Annotated in this window: 24 protein-coding genes; 23 read left to right on the plus strand and 1 reads right to left on the minus strand. The window is 46.7% G+C overall.

Annotated elements, in window-relative coordinates:
* Nucleotides 1-13: 13 nt before the first annotated feature.
* From trpA to ypjB, 13 genes are all read left to right on the plus strand, one after another.
* Nucleotides 14-790, plus strand: a complete 777-nt coding sequence (trpA, locus tag MWM02_RS06820) for a tryptophan synthase subunit alpha (RefSeq protein ID WP_064550335.1) — start codon at nucleotides 14-16, stop codon at nucleotides 788-790.
* A gap of 23 nt (nucleotides 791-813) precedes the next feature.
* A complete protein-coding gene (gene hisC, locus MWM02_RS06825) occupies nucleotides 814-1,911 on the plus strand; it encodes a histidinol-phosphate transaminase (RefSeq protein WP_064550220.1) in 1,098 nt (365 codons plus the stop codon).
* 65 nt (nucleotides 1,912-1,976) lie between these two features.
* The gene (locus MWM02_RS06830) at nucleotides 1,977-3,080 is read left to right on the plus strand and encodes a prephenate dehydrogenase (protein ID WP_244403288.1); all 1,104 of its coding nucleotides are present in this window, start codon (nucleotides 1,977-1,979) and stop codon (nucleotides 3,078-3,080) included.
* Nucleotides 3,070-4,383 (plus strand): 3-phosphoshikimate 1-carboxyvinyltransferase, encoded by a 1,314-nt coding sequence (gene aroA, locus MWM02_RS06835; RefSeq protein WP_244403290.1) that lies wholly within the window; start codon nucleotides 3,070-3,072, stop codon nucleotides 4,381-4,383. Before MWM02_RS06830 ends, aroA begins: the two co-directional genes overlap by 11 nt.
* Nucleotides 4,384-4,477: 94 nt before the next feature.
* Entirely contained in the window at nucleotides 4,478-5,380 is a 903-nt protein-coding gene (locus MWM02_RS06840) for a hypothetical protein (protein ID WP_064550226.1), read from the plus strand.
* Between the two features lie 16 nt (nucleotides 5,381-5,396).
* Nucleotides 5,397-6,653, plus strand: coding sequence for a tetratricopeptide repeat protein (locus MWM02_RS06845; RefSeq protein WP_064550336.1), 1,257 nt, complete (start codon nucleotides 5,397-5,399; stop codon nucleotides 6,651-6,653).
* Between the two features lie 54 nt (nucleotides 6,654-6,707).
* The gene (locus tag MWM02_RS06850) at nucleotides 6,708-7,241 is read left to right on the plus strand and encodes a ReoY family proteolytic degradation factor (RefSeq protein WP_064550228.1); all 534 of its coding nucleotides are present in this window, start codon (nucleotides 6,708-6,710) and stop codon (nucleotides 7,239-7,241) included.
* Nucleotides 7,242-7,328: 87 nt separating this feature from the next.
* Complete coding sequence (locus MWM02_RS06855; protein WP_064550229.1) at nucleotides 7,329-7,784, plus strand: YpiF family protein; 456 nt, start codon at nucleotides 7,329-7,331, stop codon at nucleotides 7,782-7,784.
* A 151-nt stretch (nucleotides 7,785-7,935) separates the two neighbouring features.
* Complete coding sequence (locus tag MWM02_RS06860; RefSeq protein WP_064550230.1) at nucleotides 7,936-8,442, plus strand: Rieske (2Fe-2S) protein; 507 nt, start codon at nucleotides 7,936-7,938, stop codon at nucleotides 8,440-8,442.
* A gap of 6 nt (nucleotides 8,443-8,448) precedes the next feature.
* Nucleotides 8,449-9,123 (plus strand): menaquinol-cytochrome c reductase cytochrome b subunit, encoded by a 675-nt coding sequence (gene qcrB, locus MWM02_RS06865; RefSeq protein WP_064550231.1) that lies wholly within the window; start codon nucleotides 8,449-8,451, stop codon nucleotides 9,121-9,123.
* Nucleotides 9,124-9,171: 48 nt separating this feature from the next.
* Nucleotides 9,172-9,939, plus strand: a complete 768-nt coding sequence (locus tag MWM02_RS06870) for a menaquinol-cytochrome c reductase cytochrome b/c subunit (RefSeq protein ID WP_064550232.1) — start codon at nucleotides 9,172-9,174, stop codon at nucleotides 9,937-9,939.
* A gap of 80 nt (nucleotides 9,940-10,019) precedes the next feature.
* Nucleotides 10,020-10,613 carry a lipoprotein heptaprenylglyceryl N-acetyltransferase LhaT gene (lhaT, locus tag MWM02_RS06875; RefSeq protein ID WP_244403291.1) on the plus strand — a complete coding sequence of 198 codons (594 nt, stop codon included), beginning with the start codon at nucleotides 10,020-10,022 and terminating at the stop codon, nucleotides 10,611-10,613.
* A gap of 58 nt (nucleotides 10,614-10,671) precedes the next feature.
* A complete protein-coding gene (ypjB, locus tag MWM02_RS06880) occupies nucleotides 10,672-11,460 on the plus strand; it encodes a sporulation protein YpjB (protein ID WP_244403293.1) in 789 nt (262 codons plus the stop codon).
* Nucleotides 11,461-11,493: 33 nt separating this feature from the next.
* Here the strand turns inward: ypjB and MWM02_RS06885 are convergent, their stop codons facing one another.
* Entirely contained in the window at nucleotides 11,494-12,363 is an 870-nt protein-coding gene (locus MWM02_RS06885; RefSeq protein ID WP_064550237.1) for a YitT family protein, read from the minus strand.
* A 141-nt stretch (nucleotides 12,364-12,504) separates the two neighbouring features.
* Between MWM02_RS06885 and MWM02_RS06890 the strand changes: the two genes are divergently transcribed.
* The 10 genes from MWM02_RS06890 to panD all read left to right on the plus strand — a co-directional run bounded on the left by MWM02_RS06890 (nucleotide 12,505) and on the right by panD (nucleotide 20,461).
* Nucleotides 12,505-12,843, plus strand: coding sequence for a nucleotide pyrophosphohydrolase (locus tag MWM02_RS06890; protein ID WP_064550239.1), 339 nt, complete (start codon nucleotides 12,505-12,507; stop codon nucleotides 12,841-12,843).
* Nucleotides 12,843-13,643, plus strand: coding sequence for a 4-hydroxy-tetrahydrodipicolinate reductase (dapB, locus tag MWM02_RS06895; protein WP_064550240.1), 801 nt, complete (start codon nucleotides 12,843-12,845; stop codon nucleotides 13,641-13,643). Before MWM02_RS06890 ends, dapB begins: the two co-directional genes overlap by 1 nt.
* A gap of 42 nt (nucleotides 13,644-13,685) precedes the next feature.
* Nucleotides 13,686-14,108 (plus strand): methylglyoxal synthase, encoded by a 423-nt coding sequence (gene mgsA, locus MWM02_RS06900; protein ID WP_064550241.1) that lies wholly within the window; start codon nucleotides 13,686-13,688, stop codon nucleotides 14,106-14,108.
* The gene (gene bshB1, locus MWM02_RS06905) at nucleotides 14,098-14,808 is read left to right on the plus strand and encodes a bacillithiol biosynthesis deacetylase BshB1 (protein ID WP_244403294.1); all 711 of its coding nucleotides are present in this window, start codon (nucleotides 14,098-14,100) and stop codon (nucleotides 14,806-14,808) included. Before mgsA ends, bshB1 begins: the two co-directional genes overlap by 11 nt.
* A gap of 2 nt (nucleotides 14,809-14,810) precedes the next feature.
* Entirely contained in the window at nucleotides 14,811-15,938 is a 1,128-nt protein-coding gene (gene bshA, locus MWM02_RS06910) for an N-acetyl-alpha-D-glucosaminyl L-malate synthase BshA (protein WP_064550244.1), read from the plus strand.
* Between the two features lie 4 nt (nucleotides 15,939-15,942).
* Entirely contained in the window at nucleotides 15,943-17,157 is a 1,215-nt protein-coding gene (locus MWM02_RS06915) for a CCA tRNA nucleotidyltransferase (protein WP_244403295.1), read from the plus strand.
* On the plus strand, nucleotides 17,115-18,104 hold the full coding sequence (locus MWM02_RS06920; protein ID WP_064550248.1) for a biotin--[acetyl-CoA-carboxylase] ligase: 990 nt from the start codon (nucleotides 17,115-17,117) through the stop codon (nucleotides 18,102-18,104). The genes MWM02_RS06915 and MWM02_RS06920 overlap by 43 nt, the downstream gene beginning before the upstream one ends.
* Before the next feature lie 267 nt (nucleotides 18,105-18,371).
* On the plus strand, nucleotides 18,372-19,211 hold the full coding sequence (panB, locus tag MWM02_RS06925) for a 3-methyl-2-oxobutanoate hydroxymethyltransferase (RefSeq protein ID WP_064550250.1): 840 nt from the start codon (nucleotides 18,372-18,374) through the stop codon (nucleotides 19,209-19,211).
* Nucleotides 19,208-20,056: a pantoate--beta-alanine ligase gene (gene panC, locus MWM02_RS06930; RefSeq protein WP_064550251.1), complete on the plus strand. Its 849-nt coding sequence runs from the start codon at nucleotides 19,208-19,210 to the stop codon at nucleotides 20,054-20,056. The genes panB and panC overlap by 4 nt, the downstream gene beginning before the upstream one ends.
* A 21-nt stretch (nucleotides 20,057-20,077) precedes the next feature.
* The gene (panD, locus tag MWM02_RS06935; protein WP_064550252.1) at nucleotides 20,078-20,461 is read left to right on the plus strand and encodes an aspartate 1-decarboxylase; all 384 of its coding nucleotides are present in this window, start codon (nucleotides 20,078-20,080) and stop codon (nucleotides 20,459-20,461) included.
* The last annotated feature ends 9 nt before the right edge of the window (nucleotides 20,462-20,470 follow it).

Raw genomic sequence — 20,470 nt, forward strand, 5'->3', positions numbered from 1 at the left:
CGTAACTAAGCCAATGTTTATCCCGTTTATTGTCGCCGGGGATCCCCGACCGGATATAACGATTGAACTGGCCTTGGCGCTTCAAGAGGCGGGAGCCGATATTTTGGAACTAGGCGTTCCGTACTCCGATCCGTTGGCGGATGGCCCGGTTATTCAACGGGCAGCGGCAAGAGCGCTGCGCCAGCAGATGACACTGCAAAAAGCGATCGAATTAATCCCTGAAATGAGAAAAAAAGGCGTAAAAATTCCGATTATTATCTTTACGTATTACAATCCTGTGTTACAATTAGGAGAAGAATCCTTTTTTGCTTTAGCGCAAAAAAATGGAGCGAACGGCGTTTTAATTCCGGATTTGCCTTTTGAAGAAAGCGAGCCGGTTCGCAAGCTTGGCGAGGCGGCGGGAATCCCGCTGATTTCGCTCGTGGCGCCGACATCGAAAAAGCGAATTGAAATGATCGCTTCCAATGCGCAAGGATTTTTATATTGCGTTTCATCCCTCGGTGTGACCGGCGTGCGTGATACGTTACCGGAAACATTAAACGAATTTTTGGCAGAAGTAAAACGGCATAGCCATGTTCCTGTCGTCGTTGGATTTGGCATTTCGAAAAGCGAACAAGTGAGCATGCTAAAAAGCTATTGTGACGGTGTCGTCATCGGCAGCGCGCTTGTCCAAAAAATTGAACAGCTTAGCGACCGCTTGCAAACACCGGGAAAAAAAGAGGAGGCGCTCGCTGAGTTTCGCCGTTACGCTCGCTCGCTGACAGCGCCGCTTGATGAAACGGTGCAATAACAGAAATGATAGGGAGTGTCATCATGGAAATTAAAACACAGTTGCGGGGGCTTCCCCCTTACCAACCGGGAAAATCCGTTGAAGAAGTGAAACGGCAGTATGGGCTTACGGATATTATCAAACTAGCGTCCAACGAAAATCCATACGGATGTTCGCCTGCAGCGAAGGAAGCCATCATGAAACAATTGGACCGTCTCGCCATTTATCCGGACGGATATGCACGCCTGCTGCGCGAAAAAGTTGCTGCGCATCTTGGAGTAAAGGAAACACAGCTTATTTTCGGCAACGGTTCCGATGAAGTCGTGCAAATTATTTGCCGCGCGTTTTTGTCGCCGAATACGAACACGGTGATGGCGGCGCCGACGTTTCCGCAATATCGCCATAACGCGGTGATTGAAGGGGCGGAAGTTCGTGAAATTCCGCTTGTGGATGGGCGCCATGATTTGGAAGCGATGCTGAATGCGATCGATGAGCAAACGCGCGTCGTTTGGATATGCAATCCGAACAACCCGACGGGGACGTATGTGAATAAACGGGAGCTTACTTCCTTCCTTGAGCGTGTTCCTAGCCATGTCCTTGTCGTTTTGGATGAAGCGTATTACGAATATGCGACGGCGGATGATTATCCGCAAACCATTCCGCTTCTCCGCCAATATAAAAATTTGATGATTTTACGCACGTTTTCGAAAGCGTACGGTTTAGCAGCGCTCCGGGTTGGATACGGCATTGCCAGCGAAACGATCGTTCGCGATATCGAGCCGGCGCGCGAACCGTTTAATACATCAAGCATTGCGCAAGCGGCCGCCGTTGCTGCGTTGGACGATCAAGCTTTTATTCGCGACTGTGTAGAAAAAAATAAGCAAGGATTACAAACGTTTTATCGCTTTTGCGAGGAAAACGGGTTGCGCTATTATCCGTCGCAAACTAATTTCGTGTTGATCGATTTTGGCATTGAAGGGAATGAAGTTTTTCAATATTTGCTAGAACGCGGAATTATCGTTCGCTCTGGGAACGCGCTCGGTTTTCCAACGGCGGTACGCATTACGGTCGGTACGCGCGAGCAAAACGAACGGGTTATTGCTGCATTGACGCAGATGTTGAAAGCAAAGCAACTTGTATAGCAATCTATCATTCGCCCCGTTGCTTGCAAAAGCAGCGGGTGCATTTTCTAGAGAAGGTGAAGCAGTTGGAAGGAAACGTTTTTATCGTTGGGCTTGGCTTAATCGGCGGCTCGATGGCGCTGGCGATTAAAAGAGCGCATCCGAATGCCGTCATTATTGGATATGATGTAAACGAAAATGAGATGAAACTTGCGCGCACATTGAAAGTGATTGATGAAATGGCTTCTTCCCTTGAACAAGGGATGAGGCAGGCGGATTTGGTCATTTTAGCCACCCCTGTCATGCAGACGGAGAAAATTTTGGCGGAAATGCGCGCCGATGTTTTAAAGGGAAACGTGATTGTAACGGATGTTGGAAGCACAAAGCAGCGGATTGTCAAGCATGCGGAGCAGTTAGGAAAGCAAGGAATAACGTTTATCGGCGGCCATCCGATGGCAGGTTCGCATAAAAGCGGTGTTGCTGCGGCGCGGGCGCATTTGTTTGAAAACGCCTTTTACGTATTGACGCCGACGAATGGCGTGGCGGCGGAGGAGGTTGAACGATTAAAGGAGTGGCTAAAAGGAACGAAAGCGCAGTTTGTCGTGCTGTCGCCAAAAGAGCATGATCGCATCACCGGAGTGATTAGCCATTTCCCGCATATTATCGCGGCAAGCCTTGTCCACCAAGCAGAGCGGTACGAAAAAGAAAATCCGCTTGTCAGCCGCCTTGCCGCAGGGGGATTTCGCGATATTACGCGCATCGCCTCAAGCAACCCGGAAATGTGGCGCGATATTTTTATACATAATAAGGAGGAGCTGTTGGCGCTATTTGATAGCTGGATTTCGGAGATGCAGAAGCTCCGTTCGATTGTGGAAGCGGAAAACAGCGAAGCGATTTATCGCTATTTTTTGCAAGCAAAACAGTTTCGCGACGGACTTCCAGCGCGAACGAAAGGGGCTATTCCATCTTTTTACGACTTATATGTCGATGTTCCTGATTACCCTGGGGTGATTTCCGAAATTACCGGCTATCTTGCGAAAGAACAAATTAGCATTACAAACATCCGGATTATCGAAACGAGAGAAGAAATTTATGGTGTGCTTCGCCTCAGCTTTCAAAGCGAGGAAGACCGGGCAAAAGCGAAAGCGTGCATTCAAAAACATACGAATTATAATACATATGAAGGATAGACGGAGGGGAAACGACGTGCAGAAGTTGCGAACGAATGTTTCGTCATTGCAAGGAACGATCGATGTTCCAGGCGACAAATCGATTTCCCATCGCGCTGTAATGCTTGGGGCGATCGCCAATGGAACGACAACGATTGCCAATTTTTTGCCAGGAGAAGATTGTTTAAGTACGATTGACTGTTTTCGCAAAATGGGAGTATTGATCGAGCAAAACGGAAGCGATGTTGTTGTGGAAGGAAAAGGACTAAAAGAGCTTAAGGAGCCAACTGATATTTTGCATGTCGGTAATTCCGGGACAACGGCACGGTTGTTGCTGGGAATTTTAGCGGGCTGCCCGTTTCATTCTTGCCTGATTGGCGATGAATCGATCGCCAAGCGGCCGATGGGTAGGGTGACAAAGCCGCTGAAAATGATGGGCGCACATATTGACGGCCGCGAGCATGGAAACTATACTCCGCTATCGATTCGCGGCGGCGAACTTCGGCCGATTCATTATGAATCTCCTGTCGCAAGCGCGCAAGTGAAATCGGCAATTTTGCTGGCGGGATTGGCGACAGATGGCACTACGACCGTAACGGAACCGCACCGTTCCCGCGATCATACTGAGCGGATGATTCGGTTGTTTGGCGGGAACGTCACCGTGGACGGCCGCACGGTTTCCGTGACCGGGCCACAGCAGCTAACAGGCACAAAGATATACGTTCCGGGAGATATTTCATCGGCAGCCTTTTTCTTAGTGGCTGGAGCGATTGTACCAAACAGTGAAATTACATTAAAAAACGTCGGCCTCAATCCGACAAGAACAGGGATTATCGATGTATTGCAGCAAATGGGCGCGGACATAACGATCGAGAACGTCCGCAATGAAGAGACGGAACCGTTTGGCGATATTACCGTCCGCACCTCGAATTTAACAGCGGTGGAAATTGGCGGCGCGCTTATTCCGCGGCTAATTGACGAAATTCCGATCATTGCCTTGCTTGCAACGCAGGCGGAAGGCACGACCGTTATTAAGGATGCAAGCGAATTGAAAGTGAAGGAAACGAACCGAATTGATACGGTCGTGACCGAATTGCGGAAACTTGGCGCAAATATTGAAGCGACAGGCGATGGCATGATCATTCATGGAAAAGCAGCGTTAACGGCAAAGGAAGCGGTCGTTGACAGCCATGGTGATCACCGAATTGGCATGATGCTAGCGATTGCTGCTTGCATTACGCAAGGGACTGTCCATTTAAAGCACCCGGAAGCGGTCGCTGTTTCTTATCCATCGTTTTTTGATCATCTTCATTCCTTAATGTAAATAAAAAAGCAAGAAACCAATGCGCGTTTCTTGCTTTTTTATTCATATGTCTTTTCATTCCTTCATAGCTTTGTCGTAAAGGAGGAATGAAGACATGCCATATGTGATTGAAGGAGCGTACGTGATTCGCCACGGACAGCTTCAGCGTTGTTCGCTTGTGATTGATCGTAATCGCATTGATTATATAAGCGAACAAGCAAAGCAATATACATGGATGCGAATGGAAATTGGGGAAATGGTCGTGGTGCCTGGACATGTGATGGTGGATTTTTCGTTTCAGCAGCCGCGGTCGTTTTTCCAATTCAAGCAATACGTCAAGCAGCATCTGATTGCGCAAGGCTGCACAACATTGCTCGCTGTTGGTGATGTTTCTTCGGAAAAACAGCTTGTTCCCGCGCTGCAAGCCTTGCGCCAGCATTTATTAAATAGCCCCATCGATTATTTCATCAGTGTGAAAGTTCCGCTTCATACGCTCACTCCGTCATTAATAATCGCTTGCAGGCGATGGAAAATTCCCGTCATTTTTGTCGAAATCAAAGAAAATGATGCGCTCCATTCTGTCCCATGGCATTGGATCGCAGAGGTGTTAAAAACACATCCGCTTACATTTGTTCCGCATTGGCCGCAGGAAAGACGGATGAAAAAACAAAAGGCAGCATGGCGGAAGCTGCTTGCTATGCATCATATTCCATTTGTTCCGTTTCCATTGCAGGAACGGAAGCCGCTTTCACTGGATGTGCTAAAGAAAATTGGAATTTATCCGCAAAAAGGAGATCTCCGCATCGGTGGAGAAGTAGATTATAATTTATATAAAAAAGAGTCTTTGAGCCGTTTAGTTGCCGAAACGCCTATTGTCGATTATGATAATCATGTTCCGGTGGTTACCGTTCATAAAGGAAGATTGCTTAAAGCAGAAAATCAATTATACTTTTATCCCGGATTTGGTACAGAGCGGATTGTTCGCGCACCGGGAATGTTTGCCGCACATTTTCAGTAGGAAAGGGTTTATGCGTATGAAACGAATCGAAGAAATTGTTCGCCTTGTAGAAAGCGGAGAGGTGCAAAAAGCGTTAGCGCTTGTGCCTGACATCAAAAAAAATGGCAGCGATGAAGAAAAATACGAACTTGCCGATCATTTATATTCATGGGGAATGCTGGAAGAAGCGAAAGAGCTGCTGGAAGAGCTAGCGCTTCGTTATCCTGATGAAGGGGAAATCCGTTTGTTTTTAGCTGAAGTATACACAGAGCTGGAGGAAGAAGAAAACGCGCTTGAAATTTTAGAACAAATCGATGAAGAAGATCCTCTTTTTGCTCGTGCATGTCTCATTGCCGCTGATTTGTATCAAATGCAAGGGCTGGAGGAAGTGAGCGAGCGAAAGCTTCAGCAAGCGTACGAAAAAATGCCGGATGAGCCGATTATTCAATTTGCATTGGCGGAGCTATATTTTTCGATGGGACAATATTCCAAAAGCATATCATTTTATGAGAAAGTATTGAAAAAAGAAAAGACGATTGCCGGTACACACATTCCAGAACGGCTCGCCGAAGCGCTTAGCTTATGCGGCGAATTTGAGCAGGCGCTGCCATATTACGATGAGGCGCTGCAGGAAAAAATCGATAGCCGAACATTATTTGGCTATGGAGTGACGGCGTTTCAAGCGGAGTACTATCAGACGGCAATTGAAAAATTAAGCGAGCTAAAAGCGCTTGATCCTGAATTTGTGCCGCTTTATCTCTATTTGGCAAAAGCGTATGAGCATGAAGGGCAGCTGGAAAAAAGCTATGAAATTGCGAAAGAAGGAATTCACGTTGATGAGTGGAATAAAGAATTATTGCTATATGCCGGGAAAGCCGCTTTAAAACTTGGAAAACCGGATGAAGCGGAGTCGTGGCTGAAAAAAGCGATCGAAATTGACCAAGGATATATCGAGGCGTTGACGACGTTAAGCTCGCTCCTATTGCATCAAGAGCGGTATGAAGAAGTCGTTTCCTGCTTGGAAGAAGTGATGGCACAAGGAGAGTATGATCCTCAGTTTGAATGGGATTTAGCGCGCGCGAAACATAAGCTGGAGATGTATTCCGATGCATTAAAACATTATCAAGAGGCATATACTTTCTTTAAGAATAATATTGATTTTCTCGAAGAATATGGTTATTTTCTGATCGAAGAAGGAGATAGGGAGCGAGCGAAAGAAATATTCCAACAAATCGTACGCCTCGATCCGGGACATATAGAAGCAGCAGACATGTTGCTACAATTGGAGGAATAAAGATTGCGGTGAACGTTACCTCTTTCTTGGAAAACGATAGAGGGGGAGCGCATAATGACGCACGTATCTGTAAATGAGAAAAAAGAGTTTATTCGTTGGTTTTTAAATCATTACCAGTTAAAGCGCCGGGAATGTGTTTGGATTTTAAACTATTTAATGAGCCATGATCAATTGATGCAAAAGGTCCATTTTGTAGAAAACGCCCAATATTGCCCGCGCGGCATCATCATGTCCACCCATTGCGTCGACGACGTACCGTTCCGCTTTTATAAAGGCAACGTCATGACGACAGATGCCGAAAAATCGTTCCATGATATCCGGTTAAACCGAGAGGAAGATATTTATATTCAGCTGAATTTCCGTGCTTCTTTCCACTCGCCGCAATATGTCGCCGTACTGGAAGAAAATCCGTATGCTCCAAAACAAGTGCAAGTAGACGAAAACGATCGGCGGCTGGCTGAGCAGTTTCTAGAAAAATCGCTTTACGAATTTCAACGGGAACGGTTAATGAAGCTGATTGATGACGCGCTAGACCGTCAAGATGCGGAAGCATTCCGCCGCCTTACCGATCAGCTGAAACAGTTGTGAAGCCTTGCAGAATGCAAGGTTTTTCTTTTTGCGAAAATATGGTATTGTTGATAAAGAAAATAATGCTTTTAAAGAAGGGGAATGTGCATGAAATGGATAGCAGCGGATGTGGAGATATACGCGAAAGAAAAAGATTATATCGACACCGCCTTAATTTCGCTTATTCCGATTACGATTGCGGATGGCGCCAGGGCGGCCGCATCAGGAGGGGAGCTTGTGCAGCTAATTGCCAACGAGGCGGAACGGCAGCTAAAGGGAAGGGTGTTTTTATTTCCGCCATTTGCATATTTTGCGAACGAACAACGTGAAGGAATCGTTCAGCGGCTTGGACATTGGACAAGGCAACTAATGGAAGACGGGATGAAGCATGTTTTTTATGTGACATGTGACCATGCATGGAAAGAGTATGAAACGCAGCTTTCTGGCAGGCTGTGGATAGTGCCGGCGGTTCCGTTACAAAATATGGATGAATCGTATAAGCATGAAATCGTCCGTGAACAAACATCTCGATTGCTGAACTTTTTCATATCACAATGGTCATAAAGCGGCGACATGATTAGGAAGTTGGAAGGTTAAAGCGACGATGATATTGACCTTGTCCGCCGATTGAGCTATCATTAGAATGTCCTAGTTTTATATTGTGTTATACGATACCGTCCGGATGGACTTCATTTTATATAGAGGGGGGAAGACGATGAGCGACAAACATCGCGTAACAAGACGCCAATTTTTAAACTACGCGCTGACTGGCGTAGGCGGTTTCATGGCTGCCGGAACTTTAATGCCGATGCTCCGTTTCGCGTTTGATCCGATTTTAAAAGAAGAAAAGGGAACGGACATGGTCGCGGTAGCGGATGTCAAGGACATTACGACGGAGCCAAAGCGTTTTGACTTCAAAGTCAAAGTGAAAGACGCTTGGTACGAGTCGGAAGAGCCGAGATCCGCGTGGGTGTATAAAAACGAAAAAGGAGAAATTGTAGCGCTTTCTCCAATTTGTAAACATCTTGGCTGTACGGTGGACTGGAACACGGATAAAGAGCATCCGAACCAATTTTTCTGCCCTTGCCATTACGGGCGCTACACGAAAGACGGCACGAATGTACCGGGAACGCCGCCACAAGCTCCGTTAGACCGTTACGAGTACAAAGTGAAAGATGGAAAATTATACTTAGGAAAAGCGAAACCACGAGGGGAGGCGTAATACGTCGTGTTAAATAAGCTTTATGACTGGATTGACGAACGTTTGGATATTACGCCTTTGTGGCGGGATATCGCTGACCATGAAGTTCCAGAACATGTAAACCCAGCTCATCACTTTTCTGCGTTCGTTTATTGTTTTGGTGGATTAACGTTTTTTGTTACCGTCATTCAAATTTTATCTGGGATGTTTTTGACGATGTATTACGTTCCAGATATTAAAAACGCGTGGGAGTCGGTTTACTATTTGCAAAACGAAGTGGCGTTCGGACAGATCGTCCGCGGTATGCATCACTGGGGAGCGAGCCTTGTTATCGTCATGATGTTTTTACATACGCTGCGCGTCTTTTTCCAAGGAGCATACAAAAAGCCGCGGGAGTTAAACTGGATCGTCGGCGTGCTTATTTTCATGGTCATGATGGGGCTTGGCTTTACCGGCTACTTGTTGCCTTGGGATATGAAAGCGCTATTTGCGACGAAAGTAGGTTTGCAAATTGCGGAGGCAACACCGATTATCGGCCCAGCCATTAAAACGTTGCTCGCCGGAGACCCAGAAATTGTCGGTGCGCAAACATTAACGAGATTCTTTGCCATTCACGTCTTCTTCTTGCCTGGCATTTTGCTTGGTTTGATGGCGGCACACTTCTTAATGATTCGTAGACAAGGTATTTCTGGTCCGCTATGATTCGCACGAGTGCTATTTAGTGATTTAAGATAAAGGAGGGGATACGTAATGCATCGCGGAAAAGGAATGAAATTTGTCGGCGATTCCCGCGTTCCCGCTGTGAGAAAGCCGAATATTCCCAAAGATTATTCGGAATATCCCGGGAAAACGGAAGCGTTTTGGCCAAACTTCTTATTAAAAGAATGGCTTGTCGGCTCCGTCTTTTTAGTCGGCTTTTTATGTTTAACAGTCGCCCATCCGTCTCCATTGGAACGCATTGCTGATCCGACGGATACGGCGTATATTCCGCTCCCGGACTGGTACTTCTTGTTCTTATATCAGCTGCTCAAATATTCGTATGCATCAGGTCCTTATACGGTGATCGGAGCAATTGTGATACCGGGGTTGGCATTTGGCGCGTTATTGTTGGCGCCGTTTTTGGATCGCGGTCCGGAACGACGTCCATGGAAGCGCCCTGTTGCTACCGGAATGATGCTTTTAACGCTTGCGGCAATGGTGTATTTAACTTGGGAAGCCGTTGTCACGCATGACTGGAAAAAAGCGGCAGAACAAGGAAAAATCCGTGCGGAAGTGGAAATTGATAAAAATGCGGAAGGATATAAAATCGCCCAAGCGAATACATGCACGTCATGTCACGGTGAAAACTTATCCGGCGGTGCCGCTGCGCCATCGCTTATTGGCACTGGCTTGAAGCCGGAAGAAATCGCGAAAATCGCGAAACAAGGTAAAGGCAGCATGCCTCCGGGCGTTTTCAAAGGCACGGATGAAGAGTTGAAAAAGCTCTCTGAATTTATTGCAGGATTAAAAGAGAAATAAACGCTTACCGAAGGAAAAGCTGACTATAATTAGTCAGCTTTTTTCATTACAGCAATCGCAGGAAGAAGGGTGTGTATTTCATGAAATGGTTTTATCCGCTGCTGGCCCACCGTTCTATTTTATGGTTTTTGCTTATCGTCAATGTGATCGGAACGATTTACGGATATATATGGTACCGTTATCAGCTGGCGGAAACTCCGGCGATTTTTTTACCGTTTGTCCCGGACAGCCCGACTGCAAGTCTATTTTTTGCGCTCGTTCTGATCGCGTTTTTGCTTCGCCGTCATTTTCCGCTATTGGAAGCATTAGCGATCGTGACATTAGTAAAGTATGGCGTTTGGGCAGTTGTAATGAATTTGTTAGTATGGAAAGTGACAGGAGCGCTTGAAATCGCAGGATGGATGTTGATCATTTCGCACGGGGCAATGGCGATCGAAGGGATATTATACGCCCCGTTTTATCGGTTTCGCTGGCCGCATTTATTGTTCGCCGCGGTTTGGACGTTGCATAATGACATCATCGACTATGTTTTTGGAATGATGCCGCGCTACAGCGTTTTAAATGAATATATTTCGCCGATCGGCTATTTTACATTTTGGCTTAGCATCGCTTCGATTGCGATTAGTTATTTGTTATGTTTGCGAAAAAACCGGCTTGTTCTTTCATTAAATTGATGGTCTACTCTTGTCCACTCCTTCATACATTGTAGTAGTGAATGGAGGAGGGACAAGAATGAAGCGAATATGGCTGCTTGCTTGTATCGCGCTCATTTGTGCATTTCCACTGCTTGCTTACGCCGCTGAAAATAATGTTGATTGGAAAAAATTAGATCAAATTTCAGATCAAGCGTTACAATTGGCGAAAAACGGACGGTTTGAAGAAGCAAAAGAAGTATTGACCTATTTCTGGAACCAATTTTTTCAAATAAACGCGCGGGATCGGCTGCAATCAGCGGATGAACTTCGAGCGATTACCGTCACTCATGAAAATGCGCTGAAAACGATAACAGCATCTTCATTGCCCGAAGAGGAAAGGATTGATAAAGTAACGCAGTTTCGCCTCGTTGTTGATGCGATTCATTCGCGGCACCAGCCGCTTTGGACGGAGATGGAAACAACGATAATGGGAGCGTTTGATCAGCTCGAGAGAACGGCAGGTCAAGGAAAAGAAGACGCATTTGCCGCTTCTCTTCGTGAATTTTTGAATCGTTATGAGCTGGTGGAGCCGAGCGTCAAAATTGATGTGCCGCCAGAGGTGGCGAAAAAAATCGATGAAGAGATGGAAATGCTGCAAACACCGGCGTTTCAACAATTAAACGAAGAAGAACAGCATAAACATTTAAAAAATATGCGTGCGGACTTGCAATCATTGTTTGAAGGAGCAAAAAAGGATGAAGCCGACTCTTCGCTAATATGGGTGATGATTTCCATTGGGGGAATCATCGTGCTGACGCTATCTTATGTCGGATGGCGGAAATACCGCGGGGAAAAAGAAAAAGATCGCACACATCAAAACGAATAAGAAAAAGGGGCCAATGGCGCCCTTTTTATTGTTTCAACGTTCAAGCGGCTGTTTCCGTTCATCAAGCGTAAAGCCTTCTCCAAGTACGTCATGAACGTCCGTAACCGCGACAAATGCGTGGGGATCGACGGAAATAATGACGCTTTTCAAACGCGGCAGTTCGTTTTTCGCGACAACGCAATACAATACATCGCGATCGCGTTTCGTATAAGAGCCTCGCCCCTTTAAAACCGTTACGCCGCGATCCATTTCCGTTAAAATTTTGTTGGCAATTTCTTCGCTTTTTTCGGAAATAATCATCGCCCCTTTTGCTGCATAGCCGCCTTCCTGCATAAAATCGATGACGCGAGCGGCGATAAACACCGCAACAAGCGTATACATCGCCTCGCGATAAGAGAGGTAAAGCAAAGAAAGTGTAATGACAACCGCGTCAAATGTAAACATCGTTTTTCCCATGCTGATTCCTTTATATTTATAGACGAGTCTAGCGATAATATCGACGCCGCCCGTTGTTCCGCCATAGCGGAAAATAATGCCGAGGCCGACGCCGATAAAGACGCCGGCGAACAATGCGGCCAACGTCATATCGTGTTTCAGCGGCATATGAATGGTGTAACGTTGAAAAATCCAAAGAAAGAGAGAAACGGCAACGGTTCCAATCATTGTGTATAAAAACGTGTGGCGGCCAAGCAATTTCCAGCCGATAAAAAAGAGAGGAATGTTCAATGCCAAGTTTGTATAGGACGGGTCAATGCCAAACAAAAAGTAAAGCAGCAGCGTAATTCCGGTAAAGCCGCCTTCTGCCAAGTTGTTTTGCATGTTAAAATGGACAATTCCAAATGCGAAAATGGCGGCACCGAACAAAATGAAAATGATATTTTTTATTTTTAATCCAAAGACCATAGGCTACCTCCGTTTTTATAATGTCGGCGCCCTTAATTATAGACGAAGTTGTACACACAAGCAACGCGCAGGCGCAGTACGCAAAAATATTTGTCAAAAACGTTGCTTTTCGCTAACATGAAAACATGAGAGGTGACATTTATGCAAGAAAAGACGATAAAGCAACTGCAACAAGAAGTCGATGAATATATTAGCCAATTTAAAGAAGGGTATTTCAGCCCGCTTGCCATGCTGGCAAGACTGACGGAAGAGCTTGGCGAGCTGGCGCGGGAAATCAACCATTATTATGGCGAAAAACCGAAAAAACAGACGGAAAAAGAAAAAACGATCGAAGAAGAGCTTGGTGATTTGTTATTTGTCCTTATTTGCTTTGCCAATTCCCTCCATATCGACTTGCAACAAGCGCATGATATGGTGATGGAAAAGTTTCGCACGCGCGATAAAGACCGTTGGACGCGAAAAGAAAAGGAGGAAGCATAATGGAAACGATTCGCATCGTCATTGCTGGTCCGCGCGGCCGAATGGGACGTGAAGCGGTTTCGCTTGTACAAAAAACCGAACATTTTCAACTTGTCGGCGTCATTGACCGGAAAAACGACGGAGGAGATTTAGCGGATGTGGAAGGATTTTCTGGTGTCCACGCTCCGATTTATACCGATGCAGCCCGCTGCTTTCAAGAAGTGAAGCCGGACGTACTCATTGATTTAACAACGCCGGAAGCTGGAAAAAGGCATACGGAAATCGCGCTTCAATACGGAGTCCGTCCTGTTGTCGGCACGACCGGCTTTACGAATGAAGATATTCAACGCCTAACCAAGTTAGCAGAAGAAAAAGAAATTGGGGCGATCATTGCGCCAAACTTTGCGCTCGGCGCCATTTTAATGATGAAATTTGCGCAAATGGCGGCAAAATATTTTCCAGATGTCGAAATTATCGAATTGCATCACGATCAAAAACTGGATGCTCCATCTGGAACGGCTGTGAAGACAGCCCAGCTTATTTCGATGGTGCGCCCATCGAAAAAACAAGGACATCCGGATGAAAAGGAGACGCTCGCCGGAGCCCGCGGCGCGACATATGACGGCATACCAATTCATAGCGTTCGCCTTCCGGGGCTTATCGCCCATCAAGAAGTGATTTTTGGTGGGAACGGACAAGCGTTAACAATTCGCCATGATTCATTCAACCGAGCCTCTTTCATGTCTGGAGTAAAATTGTCAGTGGAAACGGTCGTGAAGTTACATACGCTCGTATACGGCTTGGAACATATTATCGAGTAAAGCAGCGGCAAGAAGTGTGAAGAAATAAGCGGGGGTGCTATTGTGAAAATCGCGTTGATCGCGCATGACAAAAAGAAGGCGGAGATGATTGAATTTGTGACTGCCTATCAGCCGATTTTAGAACGACATGAACTGTATGCGACGGGCACGACCGGATTGCGCATTCAAGAAGCGACAGGGCTACCGGTGCATCGCTTTCAATCGGGACCGTATGGCGGCGATCAAGAAATTGGTGCAATGATTGCCCGCAACGAAATGGATATGGTGATATTTTTCCGCGATCCGTTGACGGCGCAGCCGCATGAGCCGGATGTCAGCGCGCTCATTCGTTTATGCGATGTCTATTCCGTGCCGCTTGCGACCAATATGGGGACGGCAGAAATTTTAATTAAAGGGCTAGAGCGCGGCGATTTTGCGTGGAGGAATATTGTTCGCGGAAGAAAAGGTGAGGCAAATGGAATATGAGCAGCTACATATGTTGGCGTTCGGTGCCCACCCGGATGATGTGGAGATCGGGATGGGGGGAACGATTGCAAAATATGCGAAAAAAGGGTATCGCATTGGCATTTGCGATTTAACGCTGGCCGAGCTATCATCGAACGGAACGGTGGAATTGCGGCAAAAAGAAGCAACGGATGCCGCGAATATATTAGGAGTTGCCACAAGAATAAACCTCGGGCTTCCGGACCGCGGTTTGCATCCGACTGAGGAAGCGGTTCGAAGCATCGCTTCTGTCATTCGCCGATACCGCCCGCGCGTTGTGTTTGCCCCTTATTGGGTGGACCGGCATCCAGATCATGGACATTGCGCTCGTCTTGTTGAAGAGGCGGTGTTTTCCGCCGGCATCCGCCGCTACAAAACGGAACCGGACTTGCCAGCGCACCGCGTGCCATCTGTTTATTATTACATGATTAACGCGTGGGAACGTCCGCAGTTTGTCATCGACATTAGCGATACGATTGACAAAAAAATAGCTAGTTTACGCGCTTATGAAAGCCAGTTTACAAAAACGGCGGGATCTGTCGACACACCGCTTACAGACGGCTATATCGACATGGTGGAAAGCCGCGAGCGGTTATTCGGAAAAGAAGTTGGCGTTACGTTTGCCGAAGGATTTTTTGCGAAAAAACCGCTCAAAATTTCCAATGATTTGCTGGGAGTGTGACAATGAGGCTGAAAATAGGAATCGTTTGTTATCCGACGGTAGGAGGCTCTGGCGTCGTCGCTACCGAATTAGGAAAATTGCTGGCGGAAAAAGGGCATGAAATTCATTTTATTTCTTCAAGCATGCCGTTTCGCCTCAATAAAGTGTATGGCAACATTTATTATCATGAAGTAAGCGTCAATCCATATTCCGTGTTTCAATATCCGCCGTACGATTTAGCGCTGGCGAGCAAAATTGCCGAAGTGGCGAAGCGGGAGCGGCTTGACGTACTGCACGCCCACTACGCCGTTCCGCACGCTGTTTGCGCTGTGTTAGCGCGGCAAATGGTAGGCGGAAAGTTAAAGATTGTTACGACATTGCACGGAACGGACATTACTGTGCTCGGCTATGACCCGTCGTTAAGCGATATGATTAAATTTGGCATTGAACAATCGGATGCCGTCACTGCTGTTTCGAATGCGCTCGTTCGCCAGACGCATGAGCTTCTTGACGTGCAAAAGCCGATCCAAACCGTCTATAACTTTGTGGATGAGCGTGTATACCGCAAAAAAAACGTCGATTATTTAAAGAGGGAATACGGCATTAATGAAAACGAAAAAGTTGTCATTCACGTATCCAACTTTCGAAACGTCAAACGTGTTCCTGATGTCGTACGCGTATTTTCTCTCATTCGCAAGAGGTTGCCGGCAAAGCTGCTGCTTGTCGGCGACGGCCCGGAAATGACGGTCGTCTGCCGCCTTGTGAAAGAGCTTGGGCTTGGCGATGACGTCCGTTTTTTAGGAAAACAAGATAAACTCGATGAATTATATTCGATTAGCGATATAAAATTGCTATTATCCGAAAAAGAAAGCTTTGGACTCGTGCTCTTAGAAGCGATGGCCTGCGGCGTTCCTTGCATCGGCACAGCGATCGGTGGCATTCCGGAAGTGATTGCGGACGGTAAAACAGGATTTTTATGCGAGCTCGGAAATGTGGAAGAAGCTGCTGATAAGGCGCTTCGCATTTTAACGGATAAACGCCTTCATACATGGATGGCAACGCAGGCAGTGCAAACCGTATATGAAAAATTTCATTCCGAGCACATCGTCAAGCAATATGAAGATATTTATTTTTCGCTCGCAAAGGGGTGAGGCCATGAAAGAACCGTTTCAAAAAGCGCTTGGCATTATCCAGCAGCTAAAGAAGCACGGATATGAAGCGTATTTTGTCGGCGGGGCGGTGCGCGATCTTTTATTAAAGCGGAACATTGGCGATGTCGATATCGCGACAAGCGCACTGCCGCACGAAGTAATGCAATTGTTCCCGAAAACGATTGATATCGGCTCACAGCATGGTACCGTTGTCGTCATTCATGACGGAATTCCGTATGAAGTGACGACGTTCCGCACCGATGGCAACTATGAAGACCACCGCCGTCCGGAATCGGTGACGTTCGTCCGTTCTCTTTACGAAGATTTAAAACGCCGCGATTTCACGATGAACGCGATCGCGATGGATGAAGCCGGAAAGCTGATCGATCCATTTGACGGACAAGACGCGATCACCAATCGCGTGATTCGCACGGTCGGCGATCCAAAAGAGCGATTTTCCGAAGATGCGTTAAGAATGATGCGTGCGATCCGGTTTGTCAGTCAGCTTGGATTTTCCCTTGATGAAGAAACAAAGCAGGCAATTATAGAAAACGCCGCGCTTCTTGCCCACATTTCGGTGGAGCGGATGACGATGGAATTTGAAAAGCTGTTGGAAGGCCCGTTTGCAAGCCGGGCATTGTCCTTGTTGGTAGAAACGCGGTTGTTTTTCTATTTGCCGATGCTTCGTGAGAAAGAAAGGGAACTGCAAACGGCTGCCCGTTATGATTGGGGGCTGCTTGATTCGCGCGGGCAGCGGTGGGGATTTTTATGCTACATTCTTCGCGTCGATTCGCCTGTTAGCTTTTTACGGGCGTGGAAATTGCCCAATCGTATTATTAAAGAAGTGGAGACGGTTTTACGGATTGTGCAAACGACGCATTCCGATAGCGACTGGACGAAAGAGCGATTATTTGCGTTTGGGCTGGAGCATGCGATTGCCGCAGAAACGGTTCGTTCGGTGGCAAACGGTGAAAACGTGGACGAGCGTCGCAAAAAGTTGCGCGAATTGTTTATGTCTCTTCCAATTAAAACAAAAAGCGAATTAGCGGTGCGCGGACATGACATCATGAAATGGTTTGGCAAACCGGGAGGACCTTGGGTAAAAGAGATGTTGGCGCTCATCGAGCGAGCGGTGATTTATGGGGAAGTAGAAAACCATAAGGAGCGGATTCACGAATGGCTCATTCATCGCAATCTGATACGCGAAGAAAATTGTTAGAGCTGTTTTCCGAAGCAAATGGAGATTTTATTTCTGGACAAAAAATTAGCGAAATGCTCGGTTGTTCGCGGACGGCTGTTTGGAAACATATCGAAGAGCTGCGGAAGGAAGGGTTTGAATTAGAAGCGGTGCGCCGTCTCGGCTACCGCATCGTAAAAACTCCCGATAAAGTGACAGCGAATGAAATTCAGCTTGGTTTAAAGACAAAAACATTTGGCCGCCATATTCATTTTGAAGAAGAGGTAGCATCGACGCAGCAGATTGCTTTAAAACTCGCATATGAAGGTGCGAAAGAAGGAACGCTGGTGATCGCTGAACAGCAAACGGCTGGACGCGGGCGGATGGACCGCAAATGGTTTTCTCCGAAAGGAACGGGAATATGGATGAGTCTCATTTTACGTCCGCCGATTCCGCCACAGAAAGCCCCGCAGCTTACGTTGCTGACCGCCGTTGCGATTGCGCAGGCGATCCAGGAAGTGACGAATATCGTTCCAGATATTAAATGGCCGAACGATATTTTAATTGACGGAAAAAAATGTGTCGGCATTTTAACGGAATTGCAAGCAGAGCCTGACCGGATTCATTCGGTCATTATCGGCATTGGCATTAACGTCAACCAAACGATCGAGCAATTTCCGGAAGAAATCCGTGCCATTGCCACGTCGCTTTCGATCGAAAAAGGAGAGCGCATTCAACGGGCAAAGCTTATCCAAGAAATTTTATTGCGGCTCGAAAAATTATATGAACAATATTTGCAATATGGATTCCGCCCGATTAAACTATTATGGGAAGGATATGCCGTCAGCATCGGAAAAGAAATTGTCGCCCGAACGTTAACCGGGACGATGAAAGGAATTGCGCTTGGCATTACTGATGAAGGCGTGCTTATGTTGGAAGACGAAGACAAACAGATCCATTATATTCACTCCGCTGATATTCAATTATAGGCATCCGTCTAGAAAAATTGTGACAATTTTGTTAAAATACAAACGTACAAGGAGAAGGGCAGTATCTTCTACGAAAGAACTGCACCGAAACAAGTAAGTGACAATTCAATAAAAAAACGCGATCTGCCTTGATCCTTAGAAGGACTTGGACAGAGGGATGAACTCGACCGATTGTGGCTATAAGTGTCCTTCTTTCTCAAGGTAGAGAAAGAAGGTTTTTTTGTTCGGTGATTCATCTCCTCTGCGACAAAAGAGGAGGGATAAGTAATGAAAACGAAAACCGACTTTTTGCGAATGAAGCAAGAAAATGAGCCGATTGTCATGCTGACTGCTTACGATTTCCCGTCGGCGAAACTGGCGGAAGCAGCGGGAGTGGATATGATTTTAGTCGGCGATTCGCTTGGGATGGTCGTTTTAGGGTATGATTCAACGATACCCGTTACCGTTGAAGAGATGATTCATCATACGAAAGCGGTACGCCGCGGAGCGCCAAACACGTTTATCGTAACCGACATGCCGTTTATGTCTTATCATTTGTCCATGGAAGAAGCGCTCCGCAATGCGCAACGCATCATGCAACAATCAGGGGCAAACGCGGTGAAAGTGGAAGGCGCCGATGACGTTGTCAACGTTATTCGCGCGCTTACAAAAGCGGGAGTTCCTGTCGTGGCACATCTTGGGCTTACTCCGCAGTCTGTTGGGGTGCTTGGCGGCTATAAAGTGCAGGGCAAAGACGCGGAAAGCGCCCGGAAGCTGATGGAAGACGCTAAGTTGTGCGAAAAAGCTGGCGCGATCGCTCTCGTTTTGGAATGTGTGCCGAAACAAATTGCCGCGGAAATTACAAAACAGTTGACGATCCCGACCATCGGCATCGGCGCTGGCAACGAAGTGGATGGTCAAGTACTCGTATATCATGATGTGCTTGGATATGGAGTGGACCGTGTTCCGAAATTCGTGAAAAAATACGCCAATATTCAAGAAACGATTACCCACGCGCTTGCCAATTACGTTGCTGATGTGAAGCTGCGGCGGTTTCCGGAAGCAGCTCATATGTTTACGATGAAGGAAGAAGAATGGGTTGCCCTATACGGAGGAAAACAATTATGATAGTGACAACGAAAGTACAAGACATGCAAACGATGATGCAACAATATCGCCTTGAGGGAAAAACGATCGGTTTTGTGCCGACGATGGGATATTTGCACGAAGGGCACGTTGCTCTCATTAGAAAAGCGCGTGAGGAAAACGATATCGTCGCATTAAGCGTTTTTGTCAATCCGCTTCAGTTCGGTCCAAATGAAGATTTTGAGCGATACCCGCGCGATATCGAGCGCGATGAGCGCATTGCGAAAGAAAACGGTGTCGACGTTTTCTTTTGCCCAAGTGTAGAGGAAATGTATCCGCGCCCATTAAGCGTGCAAGTGGTCGTGAAAGAGCGCGTCGACGTGCTTTGCGGAAAATCAAGACCTGGCCATTTCGACGGCGTTGCTACCGTCTTGACGAAATTGTTTCACATTGTCATGCCGACGCGTGCTTATTTCGGGATGAAAGACGCGCAGCAAGTCGCGGTGGTTGACGGACTTATTCGCGATTTTCATTTCCCAATCGAATTAGTCGCTGTACCGACCGTTCGCGAAGAAGACGGCCTTGCCAAAAGTTCCCGCAACGTTTACTTATCGCCGGAAGAACGAAAAGAGGCACCGGCGCTCTACCAAGCGCTGCAACAGGCAAAACAGGCAATCGAGAACGGAGAGCGCCATCCGGAGACGGTTCGCGCATTAGTAAAAAACTATATTCAAGCGCACACAAGCGCGGAGATCGATTATGTGGAAATATACTCTTACCCGGAGTTAAAATCGCTTGAAAAGCTATGCGGAAAAGTGATTGTCGCTGTTGCCGTTCGTTTTGCTAATGCCCGTCTCATCGATAATATCGTAATGGATATAAAGTGACGCTATTGGGGGGATTTCTTTATGTTTCGCACATTAATGAACGCGAAAATTCACCGCGCTCGTGTAACGGAGGCAAATTTGAACTATGTTGGCAGCATTACGATCGATGCTGACATTTTGGATGCGGTCGGCATGGTTGCTAATGAAAAAGTGCAAATTGTCAACAATAATAATGGAGCGCGTTTTGAAACATATATTATTCCTGGTGAGCGCGGCAGCGGGGTATTTTGTTTGAATGGCGCCGCTGCCCGGCTTGTGCAAAAGGGGGATGTCATTATTGTAATTTCCTATGCGATCGTTCCTGAGGAAAAAATCGCCCAACATCGCCCGAAAATCGCGATTATGGACGAGAACAATCGCATTCAGCAGCTCATTGTCGAAGAACCAGCACATACGGTTTTATAATAAAAGAAA

The organism is Parageobacillus sp. KH3-4, from assembly GCF_022846435.1.
Lineage (GTDB): Bacteria > Bacillota > Bacilli > Bacillales > Anoxybacillaceae > Parageobacillus > Parageobacillus thermoglucosidasius_A.

Coding starts and splice junctions, on each gene's coding strand:
- trpA (WP_064550335.1), top strand. CDS start 14: ATGTTTATCCCGTTTATTGTCGCCGGGGATCCCCGACCGGATATAACG.
- hisC (WP_064550220.1), top strand. CDS start 814: ATGGAAATTAAAACACAGTTGCGGGGGCTTCCCCCTTACCAACCGGGA.
- aroA (WP_244403290.1), top strand. CDS start 3,070: ATGAAGGATAGACGGAGGGGAAACGACGTGCAGAAGTTGCGAACGAAT.
- MWM02_RS06840 (WP_064550226.1), top strand. CDS start 4,478: ATGCCATATGTGATTGAAGGAGCGTACGTGATTCGCCACGGACAGCTT.
- MWM02_RS06845 (WP_064550336.1), top strand. CDS start 5,397: ATGAAACGAATCGAAGAAATTGTTCGCCTTGTAGAAAGCGGAGAGGTG.
- MWM02_RS06850 (WP_064550228.1), top strand. CDS start 6,708: ATGACGCACGTATCTGTAAATGAGAAAAAAGAGTTTATTCGTTGGTTT.
- MWM02_RS06855 (WP_064550229.1), top strand. CDS start 7,329: ATGAAATGGATAGCAGCGGATGTGGAGATATACGCGAAAGAAAAAGAT.
- MWM02_RS06860 (WP_064550230.1), top strand. CDS start 7,936: ATGAGCGACAAACATCGCGTAACAAGACGCCAATTTTTAAACTACGCG.
- MWM02_RS06870 (WP_064550232.1), top strand. CDS start 9,172: ATGCATCGCGGAAAAGGAATGAAATTTGTCGGCGATTCCCGCGTTCCC.
- lhaT (WP_244403291.1), top strand. CDS start 10,020: ATGAAATGGTTTTATCCGCTGCTGGCCCACCGTTCTATTTTATGGTTT.
- ypjB (WP_244403293.1), top strand. CDS start 10,672: ATGAAGCGAATATGGCTGCTTGCTTGTATCGCGCTCATTTGTGCATTT.
- MWM02_RS06885 (WP_064550237.1), bottom strand. CDS start 12,363: ATGGTCTTTGGATTAAAAATAAAAAATATCATTTTCATTTTGTTCGGT.
- MWM02_RS06890 (WP_064550239.1), top strand. CDS start 12,505: ATGCAAGAAAAGACGATAAAGCAACTGCAACAAGAAGTCGATGAATAT.
- dapB (WP_064550240.1), top strand. CDS start 12,843: ATGGAAACGATTCGCATCGTCATTGCTGGTCCGCGCGGCCGAATGGGA.
- bshB1 (WP_244403294.1), top strand. CDS start 14,098: ATGGAATATGAGCAGCTACATATGTTGGCGTTCGGTGCCCACCCGGAT.
- bshA (WP_064550244.1), top strand. CDS start 14,811: ATGAGGCTGAAAATAGGAATCGTTTGTTATCCGACGGTAGGAGGCTCT.
- MWM02_RS06915 (WP_244403295.1), top strand. CDS start 15,943: ATGAAAGAACCGTTTCAAAAAGCGCTTGGCATTATCCAGCAGCTAAAG.
- MWM02_RS06920 (WP_064550248.1), top strand. CDS start 17,115: ATGGCTCATTCATCGCAATCTGATACGCGAAGAAAATTGTTAGAGCTG.
- panB (WP_064550250.1), top strand. CDS start 18,372: ATGAAAACGAAAACCGACTTTTTGCGAATGAAGCAAGAAAATGAGCCG.
- panC (WP_064550251.1), top strand. CDS start 19,208: ATGATAGTGACAACGAAAGTACAAGACATGCAAACGATGATGCAACAA.
- panD (WP_064550252.1), top strand. CDS start 20,078: ATGTTTCGCACATTAATGAACGCGAAAATTCACCGCGCTCGTGTAACG.